This is a genomic window from Pseudoalteromonas apostichopi (genome assembly GCF_030297135.1).
GTDB lineage: Bacteria > Pseudomonadota > Gammaproteobacteria > Enterobacterales > Alteromonadaceae > Pseudoalteromonas > Pseudoalteromonas apostichopi.
On sequence record NZ_AP028065.1, the window covers coordinates 602,028 to 626,195 of the forward strand.

Annotated in this window: 23 protein-coding genes; 15 read left to right on the forward strand and 8 right to left on the reverse strand. The window is 40.3% G+C overall.

Going from position 1 to position 24,168, the window contains the following annotated elements; all coding sequences use genetic code 11:
• Window positions 1-21: 21 nt before the first annotated feature.
• Genes QUE86_RS02730 through QUE86_RS02740 form a run of 3 tightly spaced genes read left to right on the forward strand, consistent with a single transcriptional unit; the run spans window position 22 to window position 2,149 of the window.
• Window positions 22-513 (forward strand): peptidylprolyl isomerase, encoded by a 492-nt coding sequence (locus QUE86_RS02730; RefSeq protein ID WP_062569843.1) that lies wholly within the window; start codon window positions 22-24, stop codon window positions 511-513.
• A 54-nt stretch (window positions 514-567) separates the two neighbouring features.
• On the forward strand, window positions 568-1,314 hold the full coding sequence (locus QUE86_RS02735) for a UDP-2,3-diacylglucosamine diphosphatase (RefSeq protein WP_167657987.1): 747 nt from the start codon (window positions 568-570) through the stop codon (window positions 1,312-1,314).
• A gap of 49 nt (window positions 1,315-1,363) precedes the next feature.
• Window positions 1,364-2,149, forward strand: coding sequence for a substrate-binding periplasmic protein (locus QUE86_RS02740; RefSeq protein WP_167657988.1), 786 nt, complete (start codon window positions 1,364-1,366; stop codon window positions 2,147-2,149).
• Here QUE86_RS02740 and QUE86_RS02745 read toward each other — a convergent pair.
• The 3 genes from QUE86_RS02745 to miaE all read right to left on the reverse strand — a co-directional run bounded on the left by QUE86_RS02745 (window position 2,142) and on the right by miaE (window position 7,267).
• On the reverse strand, window positions 2,142-4,043 hold the full coding sequence (locus QUE86_RS02745) for a sensor histidine kinase (RefSeq protein ID WP_250661078.1): 1,902 nt from the start codon (window positions 4,041-4,043) through the stop codon (window positions 2,142-2,144). The two genes, QUE86_RS02740 and QUE86_RS02745, sit on opposite strands and share 8 nt — an antisense overlap.
• 5 nt (window positions 4,044-4,048) lie before the next feature.
• Entirely contained in the window at window positions 4,049-6,271 is a 2,223-nt protein-coding gene (locus QUE86_RS02750) for a GGDEF/EAL domain-containing response regulator (RefSeq protein WP_286259042.1), read from the reverse strand.
• Between the two features lie 237 nt (window positions 6,272-6,508).
• Window positions 6,509-7,267, reverse strand: a complete 759-nt coding sequence (gene miaE / locus QUE86_RS02755) for a tRNA isopentenyl-2-thiomethyl-A-37 hydroxylase MiaE (protein ID WP_286259044.1) — start codon at window positions 7,265-7,267, stop codon at window positions 6,509-6,511.
• Window positions 7,268-7,497: 230 nt separating this feature from the next.
• On the opposite strand from miaE, the gene QUE86_RS02760 reads away from it, so the two are divergent.
• A complete protein-coding gene (locus QUE86_RS02760; protein WP_130050971.1) occupies window positions 7,498-8,097 on the forward strand; it encodes a Yip1 family protein in 600 nt (199 codons plus the stop codon).
• 55 nt (window positions 8,098-8,152) lie between these two features.
• Here the strand turns inward: QUE86_RS02760 and QUE86_RS02765 are convergent, their stop codons facing one another.
• Window positions 8,153-9,025: a mechanosensitive ion channel family protein gene (locus QUE86_RS02765; protein ID WP_167657991.1), complete on the reverse strand. Its 873-nt coding sequence runs from the start codon at window positions 9,023-9,025 to the stop codon at window positions 8,153-8,155.
• A 197-nt stretch (window positions 9,026-9,222) separates the two neighbouring features.
• Here QUE86_RS02765 and QUE86_RS02770 point away from each other — a divergent pair, with 197 nt between their 5' ends.
• The 5 genes from QUE86_RS02770 (at window position 9,223) to QUE86_RS02790 (ending at window position 14,817) form a co-directional block, all read left to right on the forward strand.
• On the forward strand, window positions 9,223-9,432 hold the full coding sequence (locus QUE86_RS02770; RefSeq protein WP_054561957.1) for a hypothetical protein: 210 nt from the start codon (window positions 9,223-9,225) through the stop codon (window positions 9,430-9,432).
• 217 nt (window positions 9,433-9,649) lie between these two features.
• A complete protein-coding gene (locus QUE86_RS02775) occupies window positions 9,650-11,788 on the forward strand; it encodes a M3 family metallopeptidase (RefSeq protein WP_130050969.1) in 2,139 nt (712 codons plus the stop codon).
• 89 nt (window positions 11,789-11,877) lie between these two features.
• The gene (locus QUE86_RS02780) at window positions 11,878-12,735 is read left to right on the forward strand and encodes a carboxylate/amino acid/amine transporter (RefSeq protein WP_130050968.1); all 858 of its coding nucleotides are present in this window, start codon (window positions 11,878-11,880) and stop codon (window positions 12,733-12,735) included.
• A gap of 35 nt (window positions 12,736-12,770) precedes the next feature.
• On the forward strand, window positions 12,771-13,994 hold the full coding sequence (locus tag QUE86_RS02785; protein WP_286259054.1) for a glycerophosphodiester phosphodiesterase family protein: 1,224 nt from the start codon (window positions 12,771-12,773) through the stop codon (window positions 13,992-13,994).
• Window positions 13,995-14,079: 85 nt separating this feature from the next.
• On the forward strand, window positions 14,080-14,817 hold the full coding sequence (locus tag QUE86_RS02790) for a dienelactone hydrolase family protein (protein ID WP_286259056.1): 738 nt from the start codon (window positions 14,080-14,082) through the stop codon (window positions 14,815-14,817).
• On the opposite strand, the gene QUE86_RS02795 is transcribed toward QUE86_RS02790, so the two are convergent.
• Window positions 14,814-15,725: a LysR family transcriptional regulator gene (locus QUE86_RS02795; protein WP_286259058.1), complete on the reverse strand. Its 912-nt coding sequence runs from the start codon at window positions 15,723-15,725 to the stop codon at window positions 14,814-14,816. The two genes, QUE86_RS02790 and QUE86_RS02795, sit on opposite strands and share 4 nt — an antisense overlap.
• Window positions 15,726-15,859: 134 nt before the next feature.
• On the opposite strand from QUE86_RS02795, the gene QUE86_RS02800 reads away from it, so the two are divergent.
• A complete protein-coding gene (locus QUE86_RS02800; protein ID WP_286259061.1) occupies window positions 15,860-16,546 on the forward strand; it encodes a type 1 glutamine amidotransferase domain-containing protein in 687 nt (228 codons plus the stop codon).
• 98 nt (window positions 16,547-16,644) lie between these two features.
• Complete coding sequence (locus tag QUE86_RS02805) at window positions 16,645-17,235, forward strand: rhomboid family intramembrane serine protease (RefSeq protein ID WP_130050963.1); 591 nt, start codon at window positions 16,645-16,647, stop codon at window positions 17,233-17,235.
• Window positions 17,236-17,253: 18 nt separating this feature from the next.
• Here QUE86_RS02805 and QUE86_RS02810 read toward each other — a convergent pair whose 3' ends face one another.
• Complete coding sequence (locus QUE86_RS02810) at window positions 17,254-18,273, reverse strand: endonuclease/exonuclease/phosphatase family protein (RefSeq protein WP_286259065.1); 1,020 nt, start codon at window positions 18,271-18,273, stop codon at window positions 17,254-17,256.
• An 8-nt stretch (window positions 18,274-18,281) separates the two neighbouring features.
• Complete coding sequence (locus tag QUE86_RS02815; protein WP_130050961.1) at window positions 18,282-18,656, reverse strand: SpoIIAA family protein; 375 nt, start codon at window positions 18,654-18,656, stop codon at window positions 18,282-18,284.
• A gap of 111 nt (window positions 18,657-18,767) precedes the next feature.
• On the opposite strand from QUE86_RS02815, the gene yghU reads away from it, so the two are divergent.
• Genes yghU through QUE86_RS02830 form a run of 3 tightly spaced genes read left to right on the forward strand, consistent with a single transcriptional unit; the run spans window position 18,768 to window position 21,392 of the window.
• Window positions 18,768-19,610: a glutathione-dependent disulfide-bond oxidoreductase gene (yghU, locus tag QUE86_RS02820; RefSeq protein ID WP_286259067.1), complete on the forward strand. Its 843-nt coding sequence runs from the start codon at window positions 18,768-18,770 to the stop codon at window positions 19,608-19,610.
• A 36-nt stretch (window positions 19,611-19,646) separates the two neighbouring features.
• Window positions 19,647-20,945, forward strand: a complete 1,299-nt coding sequence (locus tag QUE86_RS02825; protein ID WP_286259069.1) for an MFS transporter — start codon at window positions 19,647-19,649, stop codon at window positions 20,943-20,945.
• Window positions 20,946-21,005: 60 nt separating this feature from the next.
• Window positions 21,006-21,392, forward strand: coding sequence for a hypothetical protein (locus QUE86_RS02830; protein WP_130050958.1), 387 nt, complete (start codon window positions 21,006-21,008; stop codon window positions 21,390-21,392).
• 53 nt (window positions 21,393-21,445) lie between these two features.
• On the opposite strand, the gene QUE86_RS02835 is transcribed toward QUE86_RS02830, so the two are convergent.
• Window positions 21,446-23,368 carry a S9 family peptidase gene (locus tag QUE86_RS02835; RefSeq protein ID WP_286259071.1) on the reverse strand — a complete coding sequence of 641 codons (1,923 nt, stop codon included), beginning with the start codon at window positions 23,366-23,368 and terminating at the stop codon, window positions 21,446-21,448.
• Window positions 23,369-23,557: 189 nt separating this feature from the next.
• Between QUE86_RS02835 and QUE86_RS02840 the strand changes: the two genes are divergently transcribed.
• Complete coding sequence (locus tag QUE86_RS02840) at window positions 23,558-24,157, forward strand: FMN-dependent NADH-azoreductase (protein WP_286260326.1); 600 nt, start codon at window positions 23,558-23,560, stop codon at window positions 24,155-24,157.
• The last annotated feature ends 11 nt before the right edge of the window (window positions 24,158-24,168 follow it).

Genomic DNA, 24,168 nt, shown 5'->3' on the forward strand with positions numbered 1-24,168 from the left:
AAACCAGATATAGGAAACCTCATGGTTGTACTACACACAAACTTTGGTGACATCACTATCAAGATGCACGAAAGCGACGCACCAAACACAGTTAAAAACTTCTTAGAGTATGCAAACTCTGGCTTTTACAACGGTACTATCTTCCACCGTGTAATTGATGGTTTCATGGTACAAGGCGGTGGTTTTGAGCCAGGTATGGTGCAAAAAGAAGTGAACAACCCTATCGAAAATGAAGCAAATAATGGCCTTGCTAATAAAGTAGGTACATTAGCAATGGCACGTACGCCGGATCCACATTCAGCGACTGCGCAGTTCTTCATTAACGTTAACGACAACGACTTCTTAAACTTCAGCAGTGAAACATCACAAGGCTGGGGCTACTGCGTGTTTGCAGAAGTTGTTGAAGGTATGGACGTGGTTAACAAAATTAAAGGTGTTGCTACAGGTAGCGCTGGTTTCCACCAAGACGTACCTCTTGAAGATGTAATCATCGAAAAAGTAACGGTTAGCTAATTTAATCGTTTAGTCATTTTAAGCGGGCCATTGCCCGCTTTTTTGCGAGTAACCATGAAACAAAGTTATTTTATTGCCGATCTCCATTTAACAGAAAACCGCCCAGACATTACTGCGGCATTTTTTAATTTTCTTGATAGTAAGATTATTAATGATGACGTTGATGCGCTGTATATTTTGGGTGACTTTTTTGAAGTATGGGTCGGTGATGACTATCAAACTGAGCTTTCAAAGATTGTTGCCGCACGTTTACGCCAAGTAAGCAAAAGTGGTACTGAGGTGTTTTTTATTCATGGCAACCGCGATTTCATAATGCGCGAAGACTATGCAAAAAGCGCGAGTATGACTTTATTACCTGAGCAGGTTGTTATTGATCTATACGGGACGCCCACAGTTATCCTGCACGGTGATGAAATGTGTACTCAAGATGTTGAGTACCAAAAGTTTCGTAAAAAAAGTCGTGGTTGGTGGTGGCCAAAATTAATGCTCGCTATGCCGCTTTGGTATCGCAAGAAAATTGCCCGCAACGCCCGAGAAAAATCAAAACAAAGCCAAGCTGGCAAAGCGTTAGAAATTCTAGATGTTACTGAGGATGCGGTATTAGCCATGTTCGAAAAACATCAAGTTACGAATATGATCCACGGTCATACCCACCGCCCAAATGTGCACCATTATAATCTAGCCGATAAAACTTTGACGCGCACCGTCTTAGGTGACTGGTATGAGCAAGGTTCATATTTAAGAGTTACGCCCGAGCAACAAAAACTAGTCCACACTCCCTTTAAATCGCTGACATTTTAACTATGCTTTAACTATTATTGTAAAAAACGCATTATCTATGATTAGTCGGTTGAGCCTTTTTTTTTGCTGTTTACTATTTAGTTTTTCAATCAATTGTCAAACTTGGCAATTGGTAACAGAGCCTTATCCTCCTTATTTTATTGATAACTCAAGTAAGCCTGGCTGGCTTCACGAAGTTATAATTGCAGCGCTTAAAACCCAAAAACAAAAAGCCACCATTGAACACACCCATTGGGCTCGGGCATTAAAACTCGCAAAGCGCCATAAACGAGTAGCGGTGCTGGGGGCATTTTATACCGAGCAACGTGCAAGAAATTTTACATATTCGCAATCCTTGGCAACTGCACATACCGTTTTATTCAAGCGTGTTGATAACAAAGTAACCTACACAGGTTCACTATATTCATTAAAGCCTTATACAATTAGTAAAGGTGAAGACTATGTAGTTAGTGAAGAGTTTGAACATCACCCAGAATTGAGTGTGACAACAACAGGAAGCTTAATTGAAAGCTTATTATTATTGAAGCATGGTCGTGTTGATTTAGTAGCAGGCACTAAAGAAGTTGCCTTGTATTGGCTCGAGAATAGCGAACGCTTAAAGCAAGCAAAGCCAACAGAGTTAGAAATAATCACTCCTTACCTTGCAACTCAACAATTGCATGTAATCACCGAAAAAAAACACCCTCAAGGGGAGCTTTTTCAACAAAGTTTATATTTAGGCCTAAAAGCGATTATGGCGTCTGGTAAACTTTTAGAGATACTGGAGCGATATGAGCTGAATGAAAGTGAAATGAGTCATATTACGCAACTATACGAGCAAGCCTACTCTAACTAACCGTGCTCTTCTGCACGATTGGCAAAGTGATTTTAAACTTCGTTGCTATACCCTCAGGTAAGTCAGTATTTGCAACTAGCTGGATTTTTCCGTTTAGAACACTCGTAACCCACTCATGTACAAGGTACAAACCTAACCCTGTATGGCCATGCTTTCGAGATGTTGTAACAAAGGGATCAAATAAGTTGCTACGTAATGAGTCATCAATACCACAGCCATTATCAGAAATAGTAATACAAACGTCACCTTGTTGATTTAAATAAACATGTAATTGAATCAATTTGTCATCAAGCTCGTTAAAAGCGTGAGAAACTGCATTAACGATTAAACTCTCGATAACCTGCGAGATAACTCCAGGACGACTCGTGATATCTTTTTTGACATCGATGTAAGTTTCTATTGTTACTTGTGAGGCTTTAAAGCGAGACTTTAAACCAAGTAATAGATCACTGATGACTTTTTCGATATTAAAACTAACGAGCTGATCATTTGAGCGGTCATGTGCCATTTCCTTAAAGCTTTTAACATGAGAGATAGCTTTATCTAAATTAACCCTTGATATCAATAGGTTGTCGTCAATTTTTTCAACGCTAGACTCTAAGAACTGCTTAGTGAAGCCTTCATCTATTTTATCTTTGAGTTGTTGATTAATTAATTGCGCATTCGATAATGAAATTGCAGCACCACCGAGTGGCGTATTCATTTCATGAGCTACACCTGCCACCATTAAACCAAGTGATGACAACCTTTGCGCTTCAATAAGCTCACCTTGTAATTGATGTTGCTGCTTTATATAACGTTGTAATTTGGTATTGGCAGCTAACAGTTCTTGCTGCTCTTGCTCTAGGTGTGATCTGGCTTTTATAATTTTACGCTGATCTCGATAACTACGTTTCAGATACAAACCAGAAATTGATATTAAGGTAACAGCACAAGCTAACGCTATAATAAAAGATCGTAAAATAATCTCGTTTTGCACCGAATCATCAGCCTCTACTAGGACAACAATATCGTTTGTGCCAGCTGCGTTTTTATTGCCTAAATTCATTTTTAAAAAGCTAGTTGCATGACTATGTGATGCAATAAGCTCCTGAGATTTAGGCAGCTGGGTAATTGCTTGCCATAATTGGCTATCTTCATTACCTAATGTCAGCATTGATTTTTCTCGCATGAACCCCCACTCTTTTTCTTTCTGAGGGTGTAATAACCAATAACCTTCACCATTAATTAATTGTATTTGTGCTTGTAAGGTACTGAGTGACTTTATTTGCTGTAAGGTTTTCGATAAGTCAAAGTTGACAACCACTAGCCCATCTAATACAAAGTTATCGCTTGTGGTTCGATAAGATGCTCGCAATGTCGGCTCATGGGGTGTAACAACAGCCCCGCGCTCTACATTTAAATCTATTGGGGAGATATAAACTTCACCCTGACTGTGCTCCATTCCCTCGGTAAAATAATAACGGCTACTTTTATTTTGTAACTGTTGTTTTGGTACTAGCTCTGCTTGCCCTGTTTTAAAGTTAACCCGAACCTTTTCTTGGCCTTTTCTATCTAACCAACGTATTTGCGAAATGTTTTCTGCTGCTAAACCAAAGTTCACAAAATGGATTTGTATCTGTTCCTCAAGTAATGCGATTTCATCACTTTGCTTTAATATGTCATCGGCTACCAGCAACTGAACCACTTTACGTACATCACCAAGCTCACGGCTTAAGGTGTTGTGAGCGGCAAGTAAGGTGTTATCTTGCAAAAGCGTGACACTACTTTTTTGTATTTGATATTGAATTACATAAACCATCAAGCTTAATAATAAGCTAACAGCAGCCATGACCATAAATTTAAAAAGTAGACTTTTTTTCAGTGACTTATATTGGCTTGTTACTTCTACCATACTAGTTATTTAGACCTGCCCTTTAGCCATTGCAATGCATCATCATAAAACATGGGTTTTGCATAATAGTAGCCCTGCCCTATGTTACACCCAGCTTCAATAAGCCAGTTATGCTCGGCTTCTGTTTCAATGCCCTCTGCCGTTACTTCAAAGCCAAATTTATCTGCCAGCAACATAATCATTTCGATAATGTGTTGGTTAGATTTTGACTCTTGGATGTTAGTCACAAAACAGCGATCTATTTTTATTATCTGCGCAGGTATTTCACTAATATGGGCAAGCGACGAATAGCCAGTACCAAAATCATCAATACTAATTTTTATACCTAAACCCGCAAAACGACATAAGCATGCGTTAATTTTTTCATAGTCAAAAATCGCTTGAGTCTCTGTTACTTCAAGCTCTAATAACGAAGGCGATATATCATACTCTTCAATACGTGCGGCAATCTCAACAAAGTAATCATCGGCTAACAAATCAAACGTAGATGCATTAAACGCAATTGGCAAGCTAATGCCCTGCTCTGCAAATTGCTTAATCGTTTGCATTATCTTATCGAAAATAAGCTTATCCAACTCACTAATAAGTCCCGCAGTTTCGGCAAGTTCGATAAACTCATCGGGCCTAACAAATGTTCCATCGTCTCTTTGCCATCGCGCCAGTGCTTCAAAACCAACCACTTCATTTGTGGTTAAATTAACCTTGGGTTGTAGCGCTACTTGGAGCTCTTTGTTACGAATTGCGGTGCGCAACTCTTGCATCAATTCATAGCGCCGTGTAATAGCTTTAGTATTGTCTAATGTATAATAAAGAAGTTCAGCTCTCTGTGTGTTTTCTTCGTTAAGGGTGGATTCTGCAAGGTTAAAAATTTGCTCAGCATTATGTTGTTCAAAGGCGATTAGTTGCATAACTAAAATACGCACATCTAAAAACTGCCTTACTCCATCAATTTCAAAAGATTGACGTTTTAAAGAGTCAACAATACTTTCATCTTCAAATGCATGACTTGAAACTAAAACACCTAAACTATCACTTTTAAATACGGCAATACGAGGGTGATACGGCGCCAATGCTTGCAAAATATTCTCGAGCATTTTGAGATGTGTTTTTTTACAAAATTCATGACCAAACCGAAAAGACTTTTCGTCAAACTGGAGTATCTCAAATACCACTAGCTGAGTTTCAGACTGTTCGTATTTGTTCATATTATCGATTTCGCGCTGTAACCAGTTTCTATTGGGTATATTTAGCGTTATGTCGGTATATGCAAGCTCAGTAAGGCGGTTCATCAGTGCGATATTCGAAAAGCCCGTACTGACATTTTCACTAAAAACTTTGAGTAAAAATACATTATGCTCATCAATTGGCGTATCTGATTTTACAATCGTGATGTAGAAGCTAATATCAACATCACTGGTATCAAAGTAAAAAACACTATAATGCTCAGAGAAAACGTGTTCTTTTTTTTCTCTGGCTAAAATATAGGATTGTTTTGCTTCTTCACTGAGCAAATCTGTGCTGAGGTCTTTACCATCAAGCCCCCTAAAGCAGCCGATACTAGTAAGAACTTTAGGATGTTTATCAAAGTGCTTTTCATTACCAACACATAACACGCCGCCTCCCTTAGATAGGTGCAAAATTTTACCTATCTCATCTAGCACCGCATGGGAAAACGCACGTATATCGTGTTTACTATTAATGCTTCTTGCTGCATCGAGTACTAGCTGAAGCCCTTGTTTAGCATTTGAGATTTGCGAAATGTATTGATAAGTACGAAGGTGGCTACTAACGATAGATTTAAGCTTATCTACCGTCATGTCTGACTTATTCCAATACTCGTCGATGTCAAGCGATTGCATGACTTGTGGTTCAGGGGCAAAGCTTGGCTGCCCTGTTAATAGCACTATGCGTATATCGTTGTTACCTAATACATGGCGAATGGTATTCACAAGCCGTAGGCCAGAATCATCTTCTTCCATCACCACATCAAGAAATACAATAGCGATGTCTTTATGTCGGGATAATACAGATGATGCCTCTGACACTGAATTCGCGGTCAGTACCTCCAGTGACTGATTGTCATCGAAAGATATAGCATTAAAACTATTTAATAATGCTTGTTGATAGTTTAGGTCGTCTTCAACCGTTAATATTTTCCATTTTTTTTGAGTATGCGTTTTTTCAGAAGCACTCTCTTTAAACTCGAAAAACTCATTAGAATCACGCATAACGTCTCCTTTTGACAACTTATGATTCTATTTTACGAACATTAATAGATATCTAGGTCAAACGTAGTACAAAATATTTAAAGGTACAAATATTTCCCTGAAGATAAAAATAAGTAAGTCTCGGAAAAGTAATAAAAATTATAAACTACGACAAGGATAAGGCTTAATTATTAAGAAAACGGATTGTATAAGGTAGGATGAAGCAAAAGAGCGCCAAGCAAGCGCTCTTGGTTATTTTTACGCAGGCACACCGCTATGGAACTTAAAATCTTCATCTGGGGTTGAAATAAGATCGGCTTCAAGCTGACCAAAGAATTCAACACGCTCTGTAATATCAAATTCACTGATTTCTTGAGCAAGGGTTAAATAGTCTTGGTAATGGCGGGCTTCAGAGCGCAGTAGTGAAATATAAAAATCACCTAAACGCTTATCTACATGTGGCGCTAATTTAGCAAAGCGCTCACATGAGCGGGCTTCGATATAGGCACCAATAATTAACTTATCAACTAAAGCATCTGGCTCGTAAGTTTTTACATGGCGCAGCATACCTTTTGCATAACGACATGGGGTAATACTTTTATATTCAATACCGTACTCATCCATGATCTCAAGTACTTGATAAAAGTGATGTAGTTCTTCTTTAATAAGCATCACCATTTTATCGATGAGGTCTTGCCCATAAGGTGAGTTCGATTTTGGGATCATTGATTTAGTCAGCTTGTTTTTATCTGCAAGCTCACGCCAATCCCCTTCTCGCTTATAAATAAGCGTCTCAAATGGTTTTAGCCACTCAAGTAAAGCGTCACTACTTTGCTTATCAACCGCGTACTTACGAATTAAAAACATCGCACTTTGCGCGGCCTTTAATTCACAAATTAAGTGGTCAATTAGAACTATATCTAAGTTTTCTTTTTTAGTTGCCGCAGCAATCCACTCATCGGGTGTTTCACACTTTAGAAAAGAATGAATGGGTGCTAACAAATCAGAATAAGGCACAGAATAACTTCTCAACAAAAATCTTGGTTTGATTTTACCACATAAATAAGTCCGCATTCCATGACCCACATCAGTGCAAAGTAATTTTCTATATGCACTAAAGAGTTACATTTAATCGACTATTTCGTCTATTTCAGCTTCTTGACAAGACTTAATTACTGAACCATAACTTAATCAAAGCTGTACAAAAATAAAACAGCTCATATTCCTTTTTTACAGGGGCAATAATTATGATTCTAAACCACTTATGGGGCTTGTACGCTCACCCACTCGAAGAATGGCAGACAATTGATAACCGTCACGAAAGCTTGCGCTATAGCTTATCGCATATATTATTAATTGCCTGTATCCCTTCTATTATGGGCTACTATTCATCAGTTTATTTGGGCTGGAGTATCGGTTCAGGTGAGGCAGTATACCTCACCCATGATAGTGCATTACTTATCGCAGTTGCGATGTACTTTGCACTGATTGCGGGCGTTTTTGCTCTTGCTTATTTAGCACATTGGATGGCTGTGACCTTTGGTGCAAAACCTACGTTTACACAAACTCTAGAGCTTGCAGCTTACACAGCAACGCCGGTGTTTATGTCTTCATTTGCCGCATTTTTACCTGAGCTATGGTTTGTGGTATGTGTTGGTCTTGTTGCTTTAGCTTACTCTGTTTACTTGCTTTACACTGGAGTGCCAATTTTAATGCACATTCCTGAAGAGCGAGGCTTTATTTATGCCAGTTCAGTAGTCACTTGTGGGCTAATATTACTGGTAATTATTTTAGCTGCGACGGCTATTTTATGGACTAACGGAATTGTCCACCCTATGTTTACTTAGTTTCATTGTTACTATTCATTCTTTCGATAACAAAAAAGCGGCTGAGCCGCTTTTTTTATTTTTGGCTGTTGCGTCTCGTTAACGCTATCTCGCCATCGATATGAATATCTCTCTGAGGGAAAGCAATGGTAATGTTATTTTCTGCAAATAGTTTATAAATGCTAAAACGCAGCTCACTTCGCACTTGACGAAGCGGCGCTTCTGATTCAGCACACACCCAGAAAATAGCGCTAAAGGTTAGAGAACTATCGGCAAAGTCATCAAATAACACTGACGATGCTGGCGTTTTTAAAATAGCTGGATGCTCATCAAGAATTTGTTTCATTAGCTTCTCAACCAACACAACATCTGAACCATAAGCAACACCAACGTTCACAAAAGAACGTGCATTACGGTCAATCAATGTCCAGTTTGTCACCGTGTTCTCTAATAAGTGACTATTTGGTACAAGCATATGCACGCCATCATTACGGCGGATACGAGTTGAACGAGTATTAATTGTCTCGACGACTCCTTTTGCATTGCCCACTTCTAAAAAGTCGCCAATACGGATTGGTCGTTCCCACATTAGTATCCAACCACTGATAAAATTGTTGATAATGTTTTGCGCACCAAATCCGACGCCTATTGCAATTGCACCAGAAACAAATGCAAAAGCTGTTAGAGGAATATTAAGTACTTCCAGCGAAGTAAAAACGAGAACGGCTATGGTAACGACCAGGTAAATGCGGGTGAATAGATGAACCGTGTCAGGACCTAAGTTTTTTGCCAGTAACGCTTTTTTAATTAATCGACCAATCCAGGTGACCACAAACCACATTAAAAACAGCGCCAAAGGGACTTGAATTACTTTAAGCACAGTAATTTGCACATCATTGTAGGTGAACAAAACAAACGATAGTGCAGATTGCAGATCAGCAAGGGTCATAAATTAACATTCCTAGTAAAAATCAGTTTGGTTCAGTTGTGACTAAGTTTAGCACGGCATAATAGGTGAAAACTTGGTAAATACTAAGTTCTTTATGCGCAATATGCGCTAATTATTAACTATTTTAGTCTACAGCTGCTATATACATAGAGAGAGCTTGAGGTTTCACAGGCTTTGAATAGCACGAGGAGAGCACAATGTCACAAATGACACTCACACAAAAACTTGCCACTTTACAACCTTTGGTTGATCTAAACTTATTTGAATCAAGTTTAGAGTACCGTAACCGCATCTTAAACTTACTTGCTGAGCAAGAGCACTCACTGAATTTAATAAACAAAGAGTTTGGCAACGCCATGCCAGAAAGCTTTGGCTCAGAGAAAAAGTTTGTGTTGGGTTACAACTAACCTATGGTGATGTATTACCAACAAGATTTAAATTGGCAGCTAGTGCCACTTTTTACTTAAGTGAGCCATTAATAAACAATTGATGGCTTTTTACACACCTTTATCCCTTCATTGTCATTATTTGCGTTCAAATTCCCCAATAAAACGACAAACTTGATTGTTTCTAGCCAAAAATTTGATAAGTTAGAAAAGATTTATCCACATTTTTGGAGCTCTCATGCGTAAGACCTTAGTAGCAACTACAATTGCTAGTGTGTTTTTATTATCTGCTTGTAGTTCACAGCAAGCTGACACTCAAACTCAAGTTGAAACTGCCGCTGAAACACAAACAGCCAATGTTGAAAACGTTCTTTTCAAGCCAAGCCCTTTACAATACATGGCCCCTGAGTTTGATAAAATTTCAACCAAAGATTACGAGCCAGCGTTTGAAGCAGGCATCGCACAGCAAAAAGCTGAAATTGCAAAGATTGCAAACAACCCAGAACCAGCAACATTTGAAAATACCCTTGTTGCAATGGAGTTTTCTGGTGAGTTATTAGACCGTACTTCTGCGGCATTTTTTAACTTATCAGGTTTAATCTCTGACAGTGAGTACCAACGTATCGCCGCGAAAATGGCGCCGATTATGTCAGCTCACACTGATGACATTTACTTAAACAAAGCTTTATTTGCTCGCGTACAAAGCATTTACGACAACAAAGCATCTTTAAATGCTGAAGATCAACGCCTTGTTGATTACTACTACAAAAAGTTCGTTAACGCGGGTGCAAAACTAACTGAAGCTGAAAAAGCAAAAATGCGTGAAATCAATGCAGAGCTTGCCAAGCTTTCAACTGAGTTTTCACAAAACATCTTAAAATCATTCAAAGAAGATGTAATTTTAGTTAAAGATAAAAGTGAATTAGCAGGTTTATCTGAAGGTGAAATCGCAAGCCTAGCTGCCGCTGCCAAAAAAGCAGGTAAAGAAGGTTACATGATCACCCTTGTGAACACGACTCGCCAACCTATCTTACAAAGCCTTGAAAACCGTAAGTTACGTGAAAAGATTTGGACTACCTCTTCAACGCGCGCCCAAGCAACAAACGGCCCTATCATCATTAAAGAAACTAAGCTACGTGCGGAAAAAGCCGCATTACTGGGTTATAAAGATTGGGCTTCGTATGTAATGACTAATCGTATGGCGCAAACAACTGAAAATGTTTACGGCATTCTTGATGACTTAGCACCGAAAGCGGTTGCTAAAGCAGAAGCAGAAGCAGAGCAAATCCAACAAGTTATCAAAAAGTCAGGTGAAACTTTTGCACTACAGCCTTGGGACTGGGCGTTTTACGCTGAAAAAGTTCGCCAAGAGAAGTACGACTTAGACCCAGCTTTAGTTAAGCCTTACTTTGAAATGCAGTCAGTGATCCACGACGGCCTATTTTTTGCGATGAATAAACTTTACGGTATTACCTTTAAAGAGCGTAAAGACCTACCTGTTTATCACGAAGACGTAATGGTGTTTGAAGTATTTAACGAAGATGGCAGCGCTATCGGCCTATTCTACATGGACCCTTATGCACGTGAAGGTAAACGTGGTGGTGCGTGGATGAGTGCCTATGTTAGCCAAAGCGGTCTAAAAGACACCATGCCTGTGATCTACAATGCACAGAATATTCCTAAGCCAGCTGAAGGTCAGCCAACATTGATGACTTTCTCTGAAGTAACTACGATGTTCCATGAGTTTGGTCATGCTGCACATGGTCTATTCTCTAATGTAAAATACCCAAGTTTAGCGGGCACAGCAACAGCACGCGATTTCGTTGAATTCCCTTCACAAGCAAATGAAGACTGGAATATTGAACCCACAGTACTTGCAAACTATGCCAAGCACTACAAAACAGGTGAACCGATTCCAAAAGCGTTACTTGCAAAAGTACTAGAATCACAAAAGTTCAACCAAGGCTTCGATACAACTGAATATTTAGCCGCGGCACTACTTGATATGGAATGGCACTCATTTGGTGTTGATGCTGACATTACAGACGTACAAAAGTTTGAACATGATGCGTTAGACAAGCACGGTATTGCTTACTACCCGGTACCACCTCGTTATAAGTCTTGCTACTTTAGCCACACATTTGCCGGCGGTTACTCTGCAGGGTACTACGCTTATCTTTGGACTGAAGTGTTCGCAGCTGATGCGTTTGCACACATGACTGAAGAAGGTGGTTTAACACGTGAAAACGGTGATAATTTCCGTAAAGAGATTTTATCAAAAGGTAACAGCCGCGACTTAATGCAAAGCTACATTGAGTTCCGTGGTCAAAAACCAACAACAGATGCGTTATTAAAGCGTCGAGGTTTGGTTGAATAACCTAAAATTATTCGCAAAATGATGAAAGCCCGCAATTAATGCGGGCTTTTTGTTATAGTGCAATTTTTAAAATTACAAATTAATCAAACATGACCTACTTATTTGCTGTTACCCTGCTTTGGGCCTTTTCGTTTAGTCTTATTGGCGTTTATTTAGCAGGCCAAGTGGATGCATGGTTTAGTGTGTTAATGCGAATTGGCTTGGCAACTTGCGTATTTTTACCATTTTTACAATGGCGTAAGACCCCTAAGGCCCTAGCACTCAAGCTCATGGCGATAGGTGCGGTACAGCTTGGCGTGATGTACAGCTTCTATTACCATTCATTTTTGTACCTCAGTGTGCCCGAAGTACTGCTATTTACGGTAATGACACCGCTTTACATCACCTTGTTAAATGATTTGCTTGAAAAGCGTTTTAATGCCAAGTTTTTATTCGCCGCAATGCTAGCTATTTTGGGCGCCGTCGCTATTCGTTACGAAGGGGTTGATGAGAACTACCTCATTGGTATGTTAATGGTGCAGGCAGCCAATATTTGCTTTGCTACCGGGCAAGTAACCTACAAACGTTTAATGCAAGATGAGCAATTACCTCACTCTCGGGTGTTTGCTTGGTTCTTTATTGGCGCGTTAATTGTCGCACTGATTTGTTACGGTTTATTTGGCAATACTAGTAAGCTACCCACCACAACGACACAATGGGGCGTGTTAATTTACTTAGGCACGATTGCTTCAGGGCTCGGTTATTTCGCTTGGAATAAGGGGGCAACCATAGTCAATGTAGGTGCCCTGGCAGTAATGAATAACTTACTAATTCCAGCTGGGATAATCGTTAACATTGTTATTTGGAACCGTGATGCCGATATCATCAAGCTTGCCATCGGCGCAGCGATTATTTTATTAGCACTTATTATAAATCAGAAACTTAATAAAACTGCCACGCAGACATGATAGGCTAAACTCTATTCGATTAGAGGGATGCTGTTATGCGCGCACTGGTTTTATGTTGTTTAGTTTTCGTTATTCAAGGCTGTAAAAACCTGCCTGTGGAGCAGGCTGTTCAAGTTGGCGCGCGGCCTTATTATTTAATCGACAAGATGGCAGATGGGCCCTTAAAGCAGCAACTTGCGACATGTGGCAATGGCCCTTTTTACAAAACTGACTTTGTAATTGGTCATCGCGGCGCACCCATGCAGTTTCCTGAGCATAGTAAAGAGTCATATTTAGCCGCTGCGAGAATGGGCGCTGGCGTACTTGAATGTGACGTTGCCTTTACTAAAGACAAACAACTCGTGTGCCGTCATTCACAGTGTGATTTACACACCACTACCAACATTTTAGCGATTCCTGAGCTGGCAGCAAAATGCAGCCAACCTTTTACCCCGGCCAAAGACGGCCAACCAGCTCAGGCTAAATGCTGCACCAGCGATATCACTGAAGCTGAATTTTTAACCTTAAAAGCTAAAATGGATGGCTTCAACCCAAATGCCAAAACGGTCGCAGAGTATTTGCAAGGAACACCAAACTGGCGCACTGATTTATACGCAAACAGTGGTACCGTAATGACCCACCAGCAAAGTATTGAGTTATTCAAATCACTGGGTGTAAAAATGACACCCGAGCTAAAAAGCCCAGAAGTCAGCATGCCATTTAACGGTTTTAGCCAGCAAGACTATGCACAAAAAATGCTTGATGAGTATCAGGCCTTAGGGGTGAATAGCCAAGATGTTTATCCACAATCATTTAACCTTGAAGATGTGAAGTATTGGCTAAACAATCATCCAGAATTTGCAAACAACAGTATTTACCTTGATGGCCGAGATGAGCAAGCACACTTTGATGCCATGGATGAAACAACTTGGCAGCCTTCAATGCAGACTCTATATAACGACGGAATACGCATTATCGCACCACCAATGTGGATGCTTTTGAGCCTTGATGAATCAGGTAAAATCGTGCCCTCGCTTTATGCAATTAAAGCTAAACAAGCCGGGCTGAACATTATTACATGGAGTTTGGAGCGCTCTGGGCCATTAAATAATGGCGGTGGTTATTATTATCAGTCGATTGCCAGCGTAATTAAACAAGATGGGCAAATGATGAATGTGATAGATGTTCTTGCTAAGCAAGTGGGTGTGATGGCTATTTTCTCAGACTGGCCTGCTACTCTCACTTATTACGCAAGCTGTATGCAGTACCCTGCTAGCTGAGCATCAATAAATTTCAAGGGCTTTTGCTCGTCCAAAAGGTGGGGCTGAGGTATTATTAACTAAACCGTTTTTTACAAGGATTAACATGATTATTCAGCATCATAGCCACGACATAGCGACTAAAACAGGCGCAATGCGCACCAGTATTTATCGCCCTGTAGAAGAAGGTAAATACCCGTGTGTTATTTTCTATTCTGAGATTTTCCAAGAAACAGCACCGATTGCGCGCTCTGCGGCAATACTTGCTGGTCATGGTTTTGTTGTGTTAGTGCCAGAAGTTTTTCATGAGTTAAATCCTATTGGGACGGTACTCGCCTATGATGATGCAGGTAAAGATAAAGGCAACGCCGACAAATGGGATAAGCCTCTTGAGAGTCATGACTCAGATACTGAAGCTTTAATTGCATTTGCGGCTCAGCAAGATTACTGCACGGGAAATGTTGGTGCTATGGGCGTATGTATTGGTGGTCACCTTGCGTACCGTGCTGCTTTAAACCCAAATATCAAGGCCGCTTTTTGTTTATATGCGACAGATATACACAGCGATACCTTACCAGCACAAAAGGGGAATAACTCATTTGAGCGCATGGCAGATATCCAAGGTGAGATTCACTTTATTTGGGGCAAGCAAGACCCACATGTACCAAAGGAAGGCCGCCTTAAAATTTACCAACAAGCTGTTGCAACAGGAATTAATTACCAGTGGCAAGAAGTTAACGCACAACATGCCTTTATGCGTGATGAAGGTGAGCGATACGATCCAGCTCTTGCAATAACTATGTATCAACAAGCCGTTGCTTTATTTAATCGAACGCTTATTTAAACCGTCAATGTGGCAACTTGATTAGTAAAATAATCCTTTAGGTAATCTAATAACACACGCAATTTTTTGCTTCCCGCTGCTCCTGGCGGGAACACCCCATAAAGCTCAATATCAGCAGTCTTATAATCATCTAATATTGTGCGTAGTAATCCCGCTTTGATCCTTGGCAATGCATCATAAACAGGGATCTTCGCTAAACCATGCCCAGCTTCAACAAAGGCAGTTCGCGCAGCAGCGTTATTTGTTCTTATGCCACCACTAACAGCCACCTCAAAGCGGCGTTTATCTTTTTCGAGCGTGACAACAGCACTACTTGGTTGATACACCACCCATGTATGCTCTGCTAAATCGGCAATGCTCTTTGGTATAGGGTATTTTGTAAAGTAATCGGCTGAGCCGCATAAGCAGGTCGCCATACTTGCTAGTTTAGTCGCTTGTAAATTTGAGCTTTCAAGGGCTACGCCTCTAATCGCTAAGTCATAGCCCTCTTTGATGATATCAACCACATCATCACTGAGCTGTAAATCGATATCAATTTTCGGATACAAACGCCTAAACTGAGCAAGTGCAGGTACCACAAGCTGCAAACCAACATTTACCGGACAACTTAGCTTAATAACCCCAACCGGTTTACTCTTTAAGTTCTCAAGATGTAAGTTAGCAGCCTCAGCGTGCTCGGTGATAGCCTGACAACGTTCATAATAAGCTATACCCGCTTCGGTAAGGGTCATGGTACGCGTTGAGCGATTAAGTAACGTAAGCTTTAGTTGTTGCTCTAATTTCTTTAAGTGGTAGCTGACAACAGCCCTTGATAAACCTAGTTGTTGAGCTGCTTTAGTTAAGCTGCCTTGCTGCACAATATGGGCAAACACCACCATGCTTTTTAATTGCTCGAACGATACTTTCATACAGACTCCTAATCTAACCTGAATTATTGTATCAATTATTAAACCAATGAAGTCAAATTTATCTGCGTTGTTTAACTCTATTTTCGCCCCTATAGTGTTATTAACGATATTTAATAAGCAAAAAGGGATTCACTATGTCAGCTAAGAAAATTTTAATGGTACTTACTTCTCATGATGAGCTTGGCGATACCGGCCATAAAACGGGCTTTTGGGTGGAAGAGTTTGCAGCCCCCTACTACGCCTTTATTGATGCCGGGGCAGAGGTAACTTTAGCATCTGTTAAAGGTGGCCAACCACCAGTTGATCCAAATAGCGCAGCGCCTGATGCTGCAACTGATGCGACTAAACGCTTTGAACAAGACAGCGCAGCACAAACATTAATGGCAAATACTAAACCATTAAATGAAGTAAAAGCCGGTGATTTTGATGCCGTTTTCTACCCAGGTGGCCACGGCCCTTTATGGGATTTAGTTGATAACCAAGATTCAATTAGCTTAATTGAGCAATTTCTTAACTCAGACAAGCCAGTGGGTGCCGTGTGTCACGCCAGTGCAGTACTGCTTAATGCGAAAAATTCAGCTGGTAAATCTGTAGTATTTGATAAAAAAGTCACAGGCTTTAGTAACTCTGAAGAAGATGCCGTACAGCTTACCAATGTCGTACCATTATTGGTTGAAGATGAGCTCAAAAAGCAAGGCGGGCAATATCAAAAAACCGATGATTGGGGTGTACTAGCCATTGAAGATGGCCTTTTAATCACAGGACAAAACCCAGCAAGTTCTGAGCTTGCTGCGAAAAAACTGCTTACCAAATTAGGATAGCCCTAAACCTTAGGTAAATACCTTGTACGTCAAGGTGTTTACCTTCACTTTTAATAAGTTATACTCATTCGGTCAAATTGATTTAAGAGCTTCTCATCATGACTGAAAAAAAAGCTGCAAAACTTCCTCCTATCAGTAGTAAGCGATTCGCAATTTTAGGCATTATGCTTGTGTGCCTTGTACTGCAAATAATTAATAGCCTACCCGGCATAAACTTAAACGGTTTAGGTATTTTGCCACGACAAATGTCAGGCCTATCAGGAGTGTTTTTTGCGCCATTTTTACATGGTGGTTGGGCACATCTTTTCAGTAATCTAGTGCCATTTGCTATTCTCGGGTGGCTAGTTTGCCAATTTAGCGTTAAACGTTTCTGGCTGGTGTTTGCCGGTACAGCAATTATTGGCGGTTTATTAGTTTGGCTATTTGGTCGCAGTAATATTCATGTAGGGCTAAGTGGTGTTATTTACGGTTTATGGGGCTACTTAATTTGCTATGGCATTATGCACCGCTCATTCAAAGCCATTTTAATTAGTATTGCGGTTGTAGTGTTATACAGCGGCCTGATTTGGGGTGTCTTCCCGCAGCGCATTCATATTTCATTCGAAAGCCATTTATTCGGCGCAATTAGCGGCGCATTCATCGGTTATATTATGGCAAAGCGTGATAAACAAAAGTACCCTAAGCTTTAAACTGACAGCTGAGAGCTTCTAGTCTCGCAACTTCATTGTCACCATCACGACACCATGATCCGTACTCTGATCATCATAGGCAAACTGGGGGTTGATTAAATGCTGATCATAGGTGTGATAATCAACTACCTCAAAAAAGCTGCCCTGAAACCCGGCATCAAACTCACGGGATAACAAAATATAATCAAATACTGAGCTGCTACTACCAAAATAGTGGGTGGCTTCTCTGTCGTTCTCGGTGACAATATGGCGCTGATAGAGTTGCCAACTATCTTGTAGTTTGAACTCTGAACGAGACGGGCTATTTTGCCTATAACCGCTAAAACGAAGGTGGTCAGCTATTAAATGGTTAAGCACACCATCGTGTAACTCATTATTAAAGTCCCCCATCACAATCACAGGGTTATTGGTGTGCGCTCTGCGCTTAATGATTTCTACGAGTAACAGCGCTGCTTCACTACCACGCTGTATGCTCGATGCCCAGCGTCCAAGAGCTTGTGATTTTAAATGCATTACTAAGTTTTGCTGTTCGCTGCGGCTTTCATCATCTTGGTGCTGGAGCATGCTACGCTTTGATTTAAAGTGCACCACATAGCAATCGACCTGTCCTAAGTGAGGTACCTCAAGTGTTGCACGAATAATGCTGCGGCTAAAGTTAAAACGAGCACTCAAGCCCATAGCTAAAACATCGTCTTGTTCTGCTTCAACCTGACTTACATCAACAATTTTATACCGCGAGGCAATGGCAACGACCGGATCGCGATAAATAAAGTCATCAATCACAGTCGGTTCATCAACTACCGCAAAATAGGGATAACCTTGTGCGTTAACTTGCTGTTTAAGTTCATTAATACTGAACACTTCTTGAAAGCCAATAATATCTGGCTGCTGGTTTTTAAGGTAATCGGCCAACCAGCGCTGCTTTTTAGCCCATTGCTCAGCGCTATAAATTCGCTGAAAATCATAAAATGCGTCAGGTGGCGCTAAATAATTATATAAATTAAACGTCGCGACCTTTAATTGATAGTTTTCTATCACTCAATTCCTTATTCGTCTAACCACTGTGTGGCAATAATTGGATCTTCAAAATATTTCACTTCGCCACTAATAAACCAGTTGCCCACTTTACTTGCCACTTGTTGCCAGTTTTTGTTGCCAAGCACTGCAATACGGCAAAATTCTTTGTTGTGTTTAAGCCCCAATTTGAAGTCATCCCAAGCGGCTTGCAACTCCCAGCCTTCTAGTTCAGTAATATCAACATAGGCTCTTATTTTTGCACCTGGGACTGCGGCTACTGCATTATCAATGAGAGGGGTGAGGGTTTTGTAATCGTCGTGCGTTAACTTACCCACCACTTTAATAGTGAGATAAAAAGTCGTACCTGTTCGCTCAAGCCCTATAGCTAAACCATGCTTTTTCATGTCATCCTCCTTATTATTCATAATTAATAACTGTACTTCCCTTGATCTATCTGATCAACTAGGATGGTAGTCTCGTAATGACATTCATTAAAGCACAATTTAGGAGTTTCAATGAGTAATACCGACAGTTATACGCCACCTAAAGTGTGGCAATGGGATGCAGAAAACGGTGGTGAATGGGCGAAGACGAATCGTCCGGTCTCAGGTGCGACCCACGAGCAAGACTTGCCCGTTGGTAAACATGATCTTCAACTCTACTCTCTTGCGACACCGAATGGCCAAAAAGTGACTATCATGCTCGAAGAGCTATTAGAGCTTGGTATTGATGAAGCCGACTACGATGCATTTTTAATTAAAATTGGCGATGGTGATCAATTCTCTTCAGGGTTTGTAAGTGTTAACCCTAATTCAAAAATTCCAGCCTTAATGGATCACAGTACTACACCCGTTACGCGCGTGTTTGAGTCAGGCGCAATTTTACAATACCTGGCAGAAAAGTTTGATTCTCTAATACCAAGCGATCATGCCAGTAAAACAGAATGTCGTAATTGGTTATTTTGGCAAATGGGTTCTGCCCCCTATTTAGGCGGTGGCTTCGGTCACTTTTATAGTTACGCGCCTTTCAAAATGCAGTACCCGATAGATCGATTTACTATGGAAGTTAAACGCCAGTTAGATGTACTAAACCGTCATTTGAGCGACCATGACTACATGGCAGGTAGCGAATATTCGATTGCTGATATAGCGATTTGGCCTTGGTATGGCAATTTAGTGCTTGGTAACCTATATGATGCAGCTGAGTTCTTAGATGTTGAGTCATACAGCCATGTTCTTCGCTGGGCGAAACAAATTGAGCGTCGCCCTGCGGTAAAACGTGGTCGCAGAGTCAATAAAACATGGGGTGATGAAACAACTGAGCAACTAGCTGAGCGTCACTCTAAGGATGATTTTTAAGGGCTTTACTAGCCCTTTTTTATAACTTTAAACCACATGAATAAACTCAGCAAAGAAGACATTTACCAACGCCTCAGTAACACTGAAGATGCCCGTGCTTGTAAGGCAATTGATGAAGCAGCTTGTAAGGTAGTACCCGGCAATTTTATTACCTTATTAGTTAGCCAGCTATTCAGTAAATTTGCCGATGCTCTATTAAACCCAAAAGTAACCCTGCCCTGGCTTTTACAAAGCATTAATGTACCAACTAGTTTTATAGCATGGCTTGTGCCTATCCGTGAGTCTGGTTCAATGCTGCCACAACTGGCAATTGCAAGTTTAATTCGTCAGCTATCGGTCAGAAAGTGGGTGTGGGTGATTGGTGCGATTGTGCAAGCTTTATGTATTGTTGGCATGCTAGTTTGTGCTTTGACCTTACAAGGCGCAAGTGCGGGTTTTGCTATCATTGCTATTTTGATTATCTTTAGCCTCGCTCGCGGCTTTAACTCGATTACCGCAAAAGATGTACTGGGCAAGGTTATTCCTAAACAACAACGCGGCAGCATTAGTGGTCTTGCTGCCAGTTTTGCCGGATTTGCGACGCTCACCTTTGGTCTTGGTCTGTGGTACCTACAAAGCCTTGGCTATGAAAATGGGGTTTATGTCGCATTAATGTTGGCTGCTTTGATGTGGTTGTTTGCAGCACTCAGTTATAGTCGTATTCAAGAATACAAAGGCGCAACCGAAGGCGCTGAAAACGGCTTATTACATGCCTTATCAAAGTTAAAACTGCTTTATCAAGATAAGCAATTTGCACATTTTATTGTCACGCGAGCATTGTTGTTATGCTCTGCTTTGAGTGCACCTTTTTATATTGTCCTTGCCAGTGAACAAGCTTTCGACTTTTCATTGCTTGCTACGTTTATGGCACTTTCTGGGCTTGCCAGTTTAGTCTCTGCGCCTATTTGGGGTCGACTAAGTGATTTATCGAGCCGTAAAGTATTAATGTTTGCTGCTATGCTTGTTACTGTTAATGGCTTCGCGGTGTATTTAGTTGCTTATTTCAGCCCACAAACGCTCAATGAGTTCTGGCTATTACCACTATGTTATTTTTTACTCACAGTAGCTCATCAAGGGGTTCGACTTGGGCGTAAAACCTACCTTGTTGATATGGCTGAAGGTAACAAGCGTACTGACTATGTTTCCGTCAGTAATACGGTGATTGGGGTTATATTATTATTACTGGGTAGTGTCGGCTTACTAAATAGCTATTTAACAACTGCTGAGTTGATTTTTTTCTACAGTATCTTAGGCTTAGTTGGTGCTATCAGTGCGTGGTTTTTGCCTGATGTCTAGATCCTGCCTTAAAAAAAGCGCATAATCGCGCTAATTTTGTTCCCATAAAAAGGATTTACTATGAAAAAGGCAGCTTTTGCACTTCTTACGCTACTTACACTTTCTGCTTGTAGCACCAGTGTGCCTATTCGTAACTTTGACGCTAACCCTGTACCGCAAATGGCCTCTGGCCAACATGACCTTGAAAGTATCAAAACCAATATTTTAAAAGCATGCATGAAACTAGGCTGGACATGCCGTTCAAATGCCGAAGGTCAAATCTTAGGTAAACTTGATATTCGTAAACATCAATTACGTGTTGATATTACGTTTAACGAGCAAGAATACTCTATTGATTACAAAGATTCGATAAACCTAGATTACAATGGTGAAAAGATTCACCGCCAATACATTAACTGGGTTACCAACTTAATGCGCAATATTGATGCTGAATTAGCCTATAAATAAAATTGACGCAGAATCAGTAATTAAAAAAGGCGACCTAGGTCGCCTTTTCTCTGCTAGTTTTTCAAGTTCTTATCGAAGAATTCTAAAAACGCTTTCAATGTTTTAATTCTATATGGCTGGTGCGATAAGTAATGGTCGCCATCTTCGAGCTCAATATAAGTAACATCTTTGCCTTCGTCTTTAAGTTCATCATCCATTTCACGGCTATGATAAACAGGCACCACATTATCATCAGAGCCATGAACCAATAGCACCGGACGATTAATTTGCTTTGCAAAATTAACAGGCGACACTTTTTCTAGTTTGTCGCCATCAGTCCCAAACTGCTTACGCACAATTTCTTTATTAGTGAAATAACGCGCTTTACTAACAATACGCTCAAGATCAGTAACGCCAGCAAAGCTTGCTGCACATTTGAATGTTTCTGGGTGCTTAACCACCGCCATCAATGCGGCATAACCACCATAACTTGCCCCACCAATACAAATTTTATCTTTATTAGCGATACCTTCTTCAACAAGCCAATTCGCCGCATCTTGCAAATCATCTTGCATTTCTTTACCAAAACCTTGAACTGCAGCCATCTCAAATTCATGCCCATAGCCACTTGAACCACGAAAGTTTGGTTGTAGTACTGCATAACCATTATAAGCAAGTAACGCAGTCCAATAGTCAAAACCAGCGTAATCACGAGCCATAGGCCCGCCATGCGGGAACACAATTGTTGGTAATTTATCACCTTCTTTGTAGCCCACAGGCAAAGTTAAATACCCTTCAATAGTTAAGCCATCACGGGCTTTATAACTGATTTTCTTTTTACCGCTGTAAACTGTGTCATCAATATCTGGAAATGCCGAGGCAAATGCAGTTAATTCGTTAGAATCTCGGTCACCCAACATATAGGTACCAGGGATTTGATCACCTGAAACGTAAACCACGTATTGACGCTGTTCTTTACTGGTATCAATAATATCAATATCAAACTTATCTGCTGGCAATACAGCGCGTAAGCCATTATAAAGGTTGTTTAAATCTTCATCCCAGTAACGGATCCCCTCATCTAATTGAGAGTGCGTAAACCCTGCTACTTCACCAGTAAGTGAAGAATAAAAAATATGACCGTCGAAGTCATAATTATCATCGCTGAACACTAACTCTTTCTTCATGGTCGTTAGGTCCATTTTATAAAGCGCATCATAGCCATCTTTAAGAGCTTTGAAATAAAGAATATTAGGGTCTTTATCGAAGCCCAAAACAGTCACTACATCAGGGCTAAATGCTTTATATTTGAATAACGTATTACGGTTATCTCGATCTTCGTCATAAAGAATATATTCAAATTCGTCTTCATCCATTTTAAGGGCAATACGCACATTACCTTGGCGGTCTGCTGTCCAATCAATAACTTTACTGCGTGAGCGCTGAATTTTTTTCTTACGAAGTGTACTTAAATCAAGTTCATACACGCCAGGGGCATTGGCAACATCAAAGTCACCTTGAACTAAAATTTTATCTTTTTTATCGGGTAAAAAGCTGATGACCTGATCACCAAATTGCGGTTGGCGTTCATCACGATTAAAGTTAGGCTTTATAGCCAGTTTCGCCTTTCCATCACCACCAATTTTATATGCATATAAACGCGTAGAGGTATATTTAGGGCCACCAAATTGACGTTGAATATAGCGGGCACCTAAAAGTAGTACCTCATCATTTGCCCATTCATACCAATCGAAGAAAATAGTGTGATTATCTGAACGAATAATAGAATCAGCTTCTTTCGTTTTGCGGTTATAAACCATTAAAACCAACTCACCATTCACATTTCGAATAAACGATATATGTTCACCACTAGGCGAAAATTTTACTTGGCTAAAAGCGCGTAAAGAGGCAAATGATTCTACAGGGAGTTGCGTGTTTTCAGCAGCACGGGGCATTAAACTCAGCACTACAAAAAGTGTAAGCAGTAAGTACTTCATAATAAAGTCCATTTTATCTTTTATTGTTCCTACAATAATAACATTAAATTACAAAAAAAGACTAATTCAAAAAATTTAGCCACCTCTTTCATTCGCTTTAAACGAACATAACACTCGATTAATAGCATTATTAATTTATTTATTGCTAATTATAATGACTGCACAACTTCAGTTTTCTTAGGTGACATGATGAAAAAAGTACTTGTGTTAAATTCATCTTTAAATGGTGAACAAGGTAATTCAACCAAGCTTAGCCAACAATTTGTTGAGCAGCTTGCTAACAACCAACAAATTTCAGTAACAACTCGCGATTTAAGCGACAATGCGATTGCCCACTTAACGCAGACAGAAATGGCTGCTTGGATGACTGATGCAAATGAACGTAGCGATGAGCAAAAAGCCCTTGCTGCAATTTCTGACGATTTAATCGCGGAACTTAACGACAACGAACTTATCGTTATTGGTATGCCAATGTATAACTTTGGTATTCCATCAACATTCAAAGCTTGGATTGATCGTATTGCCCGTGCTGGTATTACATTTAAATACACTGAGCAAGGACCTGTGGGTTTAATTACGGACAAGAAAGTCGTAGTACTTGCAGCGCGTGGTGGTATCTATCAAGGCACCGACATGGATACACAAACTAAATACTTAAAAGATGTACTTGGTTTTGTGGGTATGACAGATGTTAACTTTATTTATGCTGAAGGCTTAGCGATGCCGGGCGCAGAGGAAAGCTTAGAAACGGCGGCAAATGAGATTAAATCTTTCGCTGCTTCAATCTAAAACGCCAATAC

Excerpts from the sequence above, each read along its gene's own strand:
- QUE86_RS02730 (WP_062569843.1), top strand. The coding sequence starts at position 22 with ATGGTTGTACTACACACAAACTTTGGTGACATCACTATCAAGATGCAC.
- QUE86_RS02735 (WP_167657987.1), top strand. The coding sequence starts at position 568 with ATGAAACAAAGTTATTTTATTGCCGATCTCCATTTAACAGAAAACCGC.
- QUE86_RS02745 (WP_250661078.1), bottom strand. The coding sequence starts at position 4,043 with ATGGTAGAAGTAACAAGCCAATATAAGTCACTGAAAAAAAGTCTACTT.
- QUE86_RS02750 (WP_286259042.1), bottom strand. The coding sequence starts at position 6,271 with ATGCGTGATTCTAATGAGTTTTTCGAGTTTAAAGAGAGTGCTTCTGAA.
- QUE86_RS02760 (WP_130050971.1), top strand. The coding sequence starts at position 7,498 with ATGATTCTAAACCACTTATGGGGCTTGTACGCTCACCCACTCGAAGAA.
- QUE86_RS02765 (WP_167657991.1), bottom strand. The coding sequence starts at position 9,025 with ATGACCCTTGCTGATCTGCAATCTGCACTATCGTTTGTTTTGTTCACC.
- QUE86_RS02770 (WP_054561957.1), top strand. The coding sequence starts at position 9,223 with ATGTCACAAATGACACTCACACAAAAACTTGCCACTTTACAACCTTTG.
- QUE86_RS02775 (WP_130050969.1), top strand. The coding sequence starts at position 9,650 with ATGCGTAAGACCTTAGTAGCAACTACAATTGCTAGTGTGTTTTTATTA.
- QUE86_RS02780 (WP_130050968.1), top strand. The coding sequence starts at position 11,878 with ATGACCTACTTATTTGCTGTTACCCTGCTTTGGGCCTTTTCGTTTAGT.
- QUE86_RS02785 (WP_286259054.1), top strand. The coding sequence starts at position 12,771 with ATGCGCGCACTGGTTTTATGTTGTTTAGTTTTCGTTATTCAAGGCTGT.
- QUE86_RS02790 (WP_286259056.1), top strand. The coding sequence starts at position 14,080 with ATGATTATTCAGCATCATAGCCACGACATAGCGACTAAAACAGGCGCA.
- QUE86_RS02795 (WP_286259058.1), bottom strand. The coding sequence starts at position 15,725 with ATGAAAGTATCGTTCGAGCAATTAAAAAGCATGGTGGTGTTTGCCCAT.
- QUE86_RS02800 (WP_286259061.1), top strand. The coding sequence starts at position 15,860 with ATGTCAGCTAAGAAAATTTTAATGGTACTTACTTCTCATGATGAGCTT.
- QUE86_RS02805 (WP_130050963.1), top strand. The coding sequence starts at position 16,645 with ATGACTGAAAAAAAAGCTGCAAAACTTCCTCCTATCAGTAGTAAGCGA.
- QUE86_RS02815 (WP_130050961.1), bottom strand. The coding sequence starts at position 18,656 with ATGAAAAAGCATGGTTTAGCTATAGGGCTTGAGCGAACAGGTACGACT.
- yghU (WP_286259067.1), top strand. The coding sequence starts at position 18,768 with ATGAGTAATACCGACAGTTATACGCCACCTAAAGTGTGGCAATGGGAT.
- QUE86_RS02825 (WP_286259069.1), top strand. The coding sequence starts at position 19,647 with ATGAATAAACTCAGCAAAGAAGACATTTACCAACGCCTCAGTAACACT.
- QUE86_RS02830 (WP_130050958.1), top strand. The coding sequence starts at position 21,006 with ATGAAAAAGGCAGCTTTTGCACTTCTTACGCTACTTACACTTTCTGCT.
- QUE86_RS02835 (WP_286259071.1), bottom strand. The coding sequence starts at position 23,368 with ATGAAGTACTTACTGCTTACACTTTTTGTAGTGCTGAGTTTAATGCCC.
- QUE86_RS02840 (WP_286260326.1), top strand. The coding sequence starts at position 23,558 with ATGAAAAAAGTACTTGTGTTAAATTCATCTTTAAATGGTGAACAAGGT.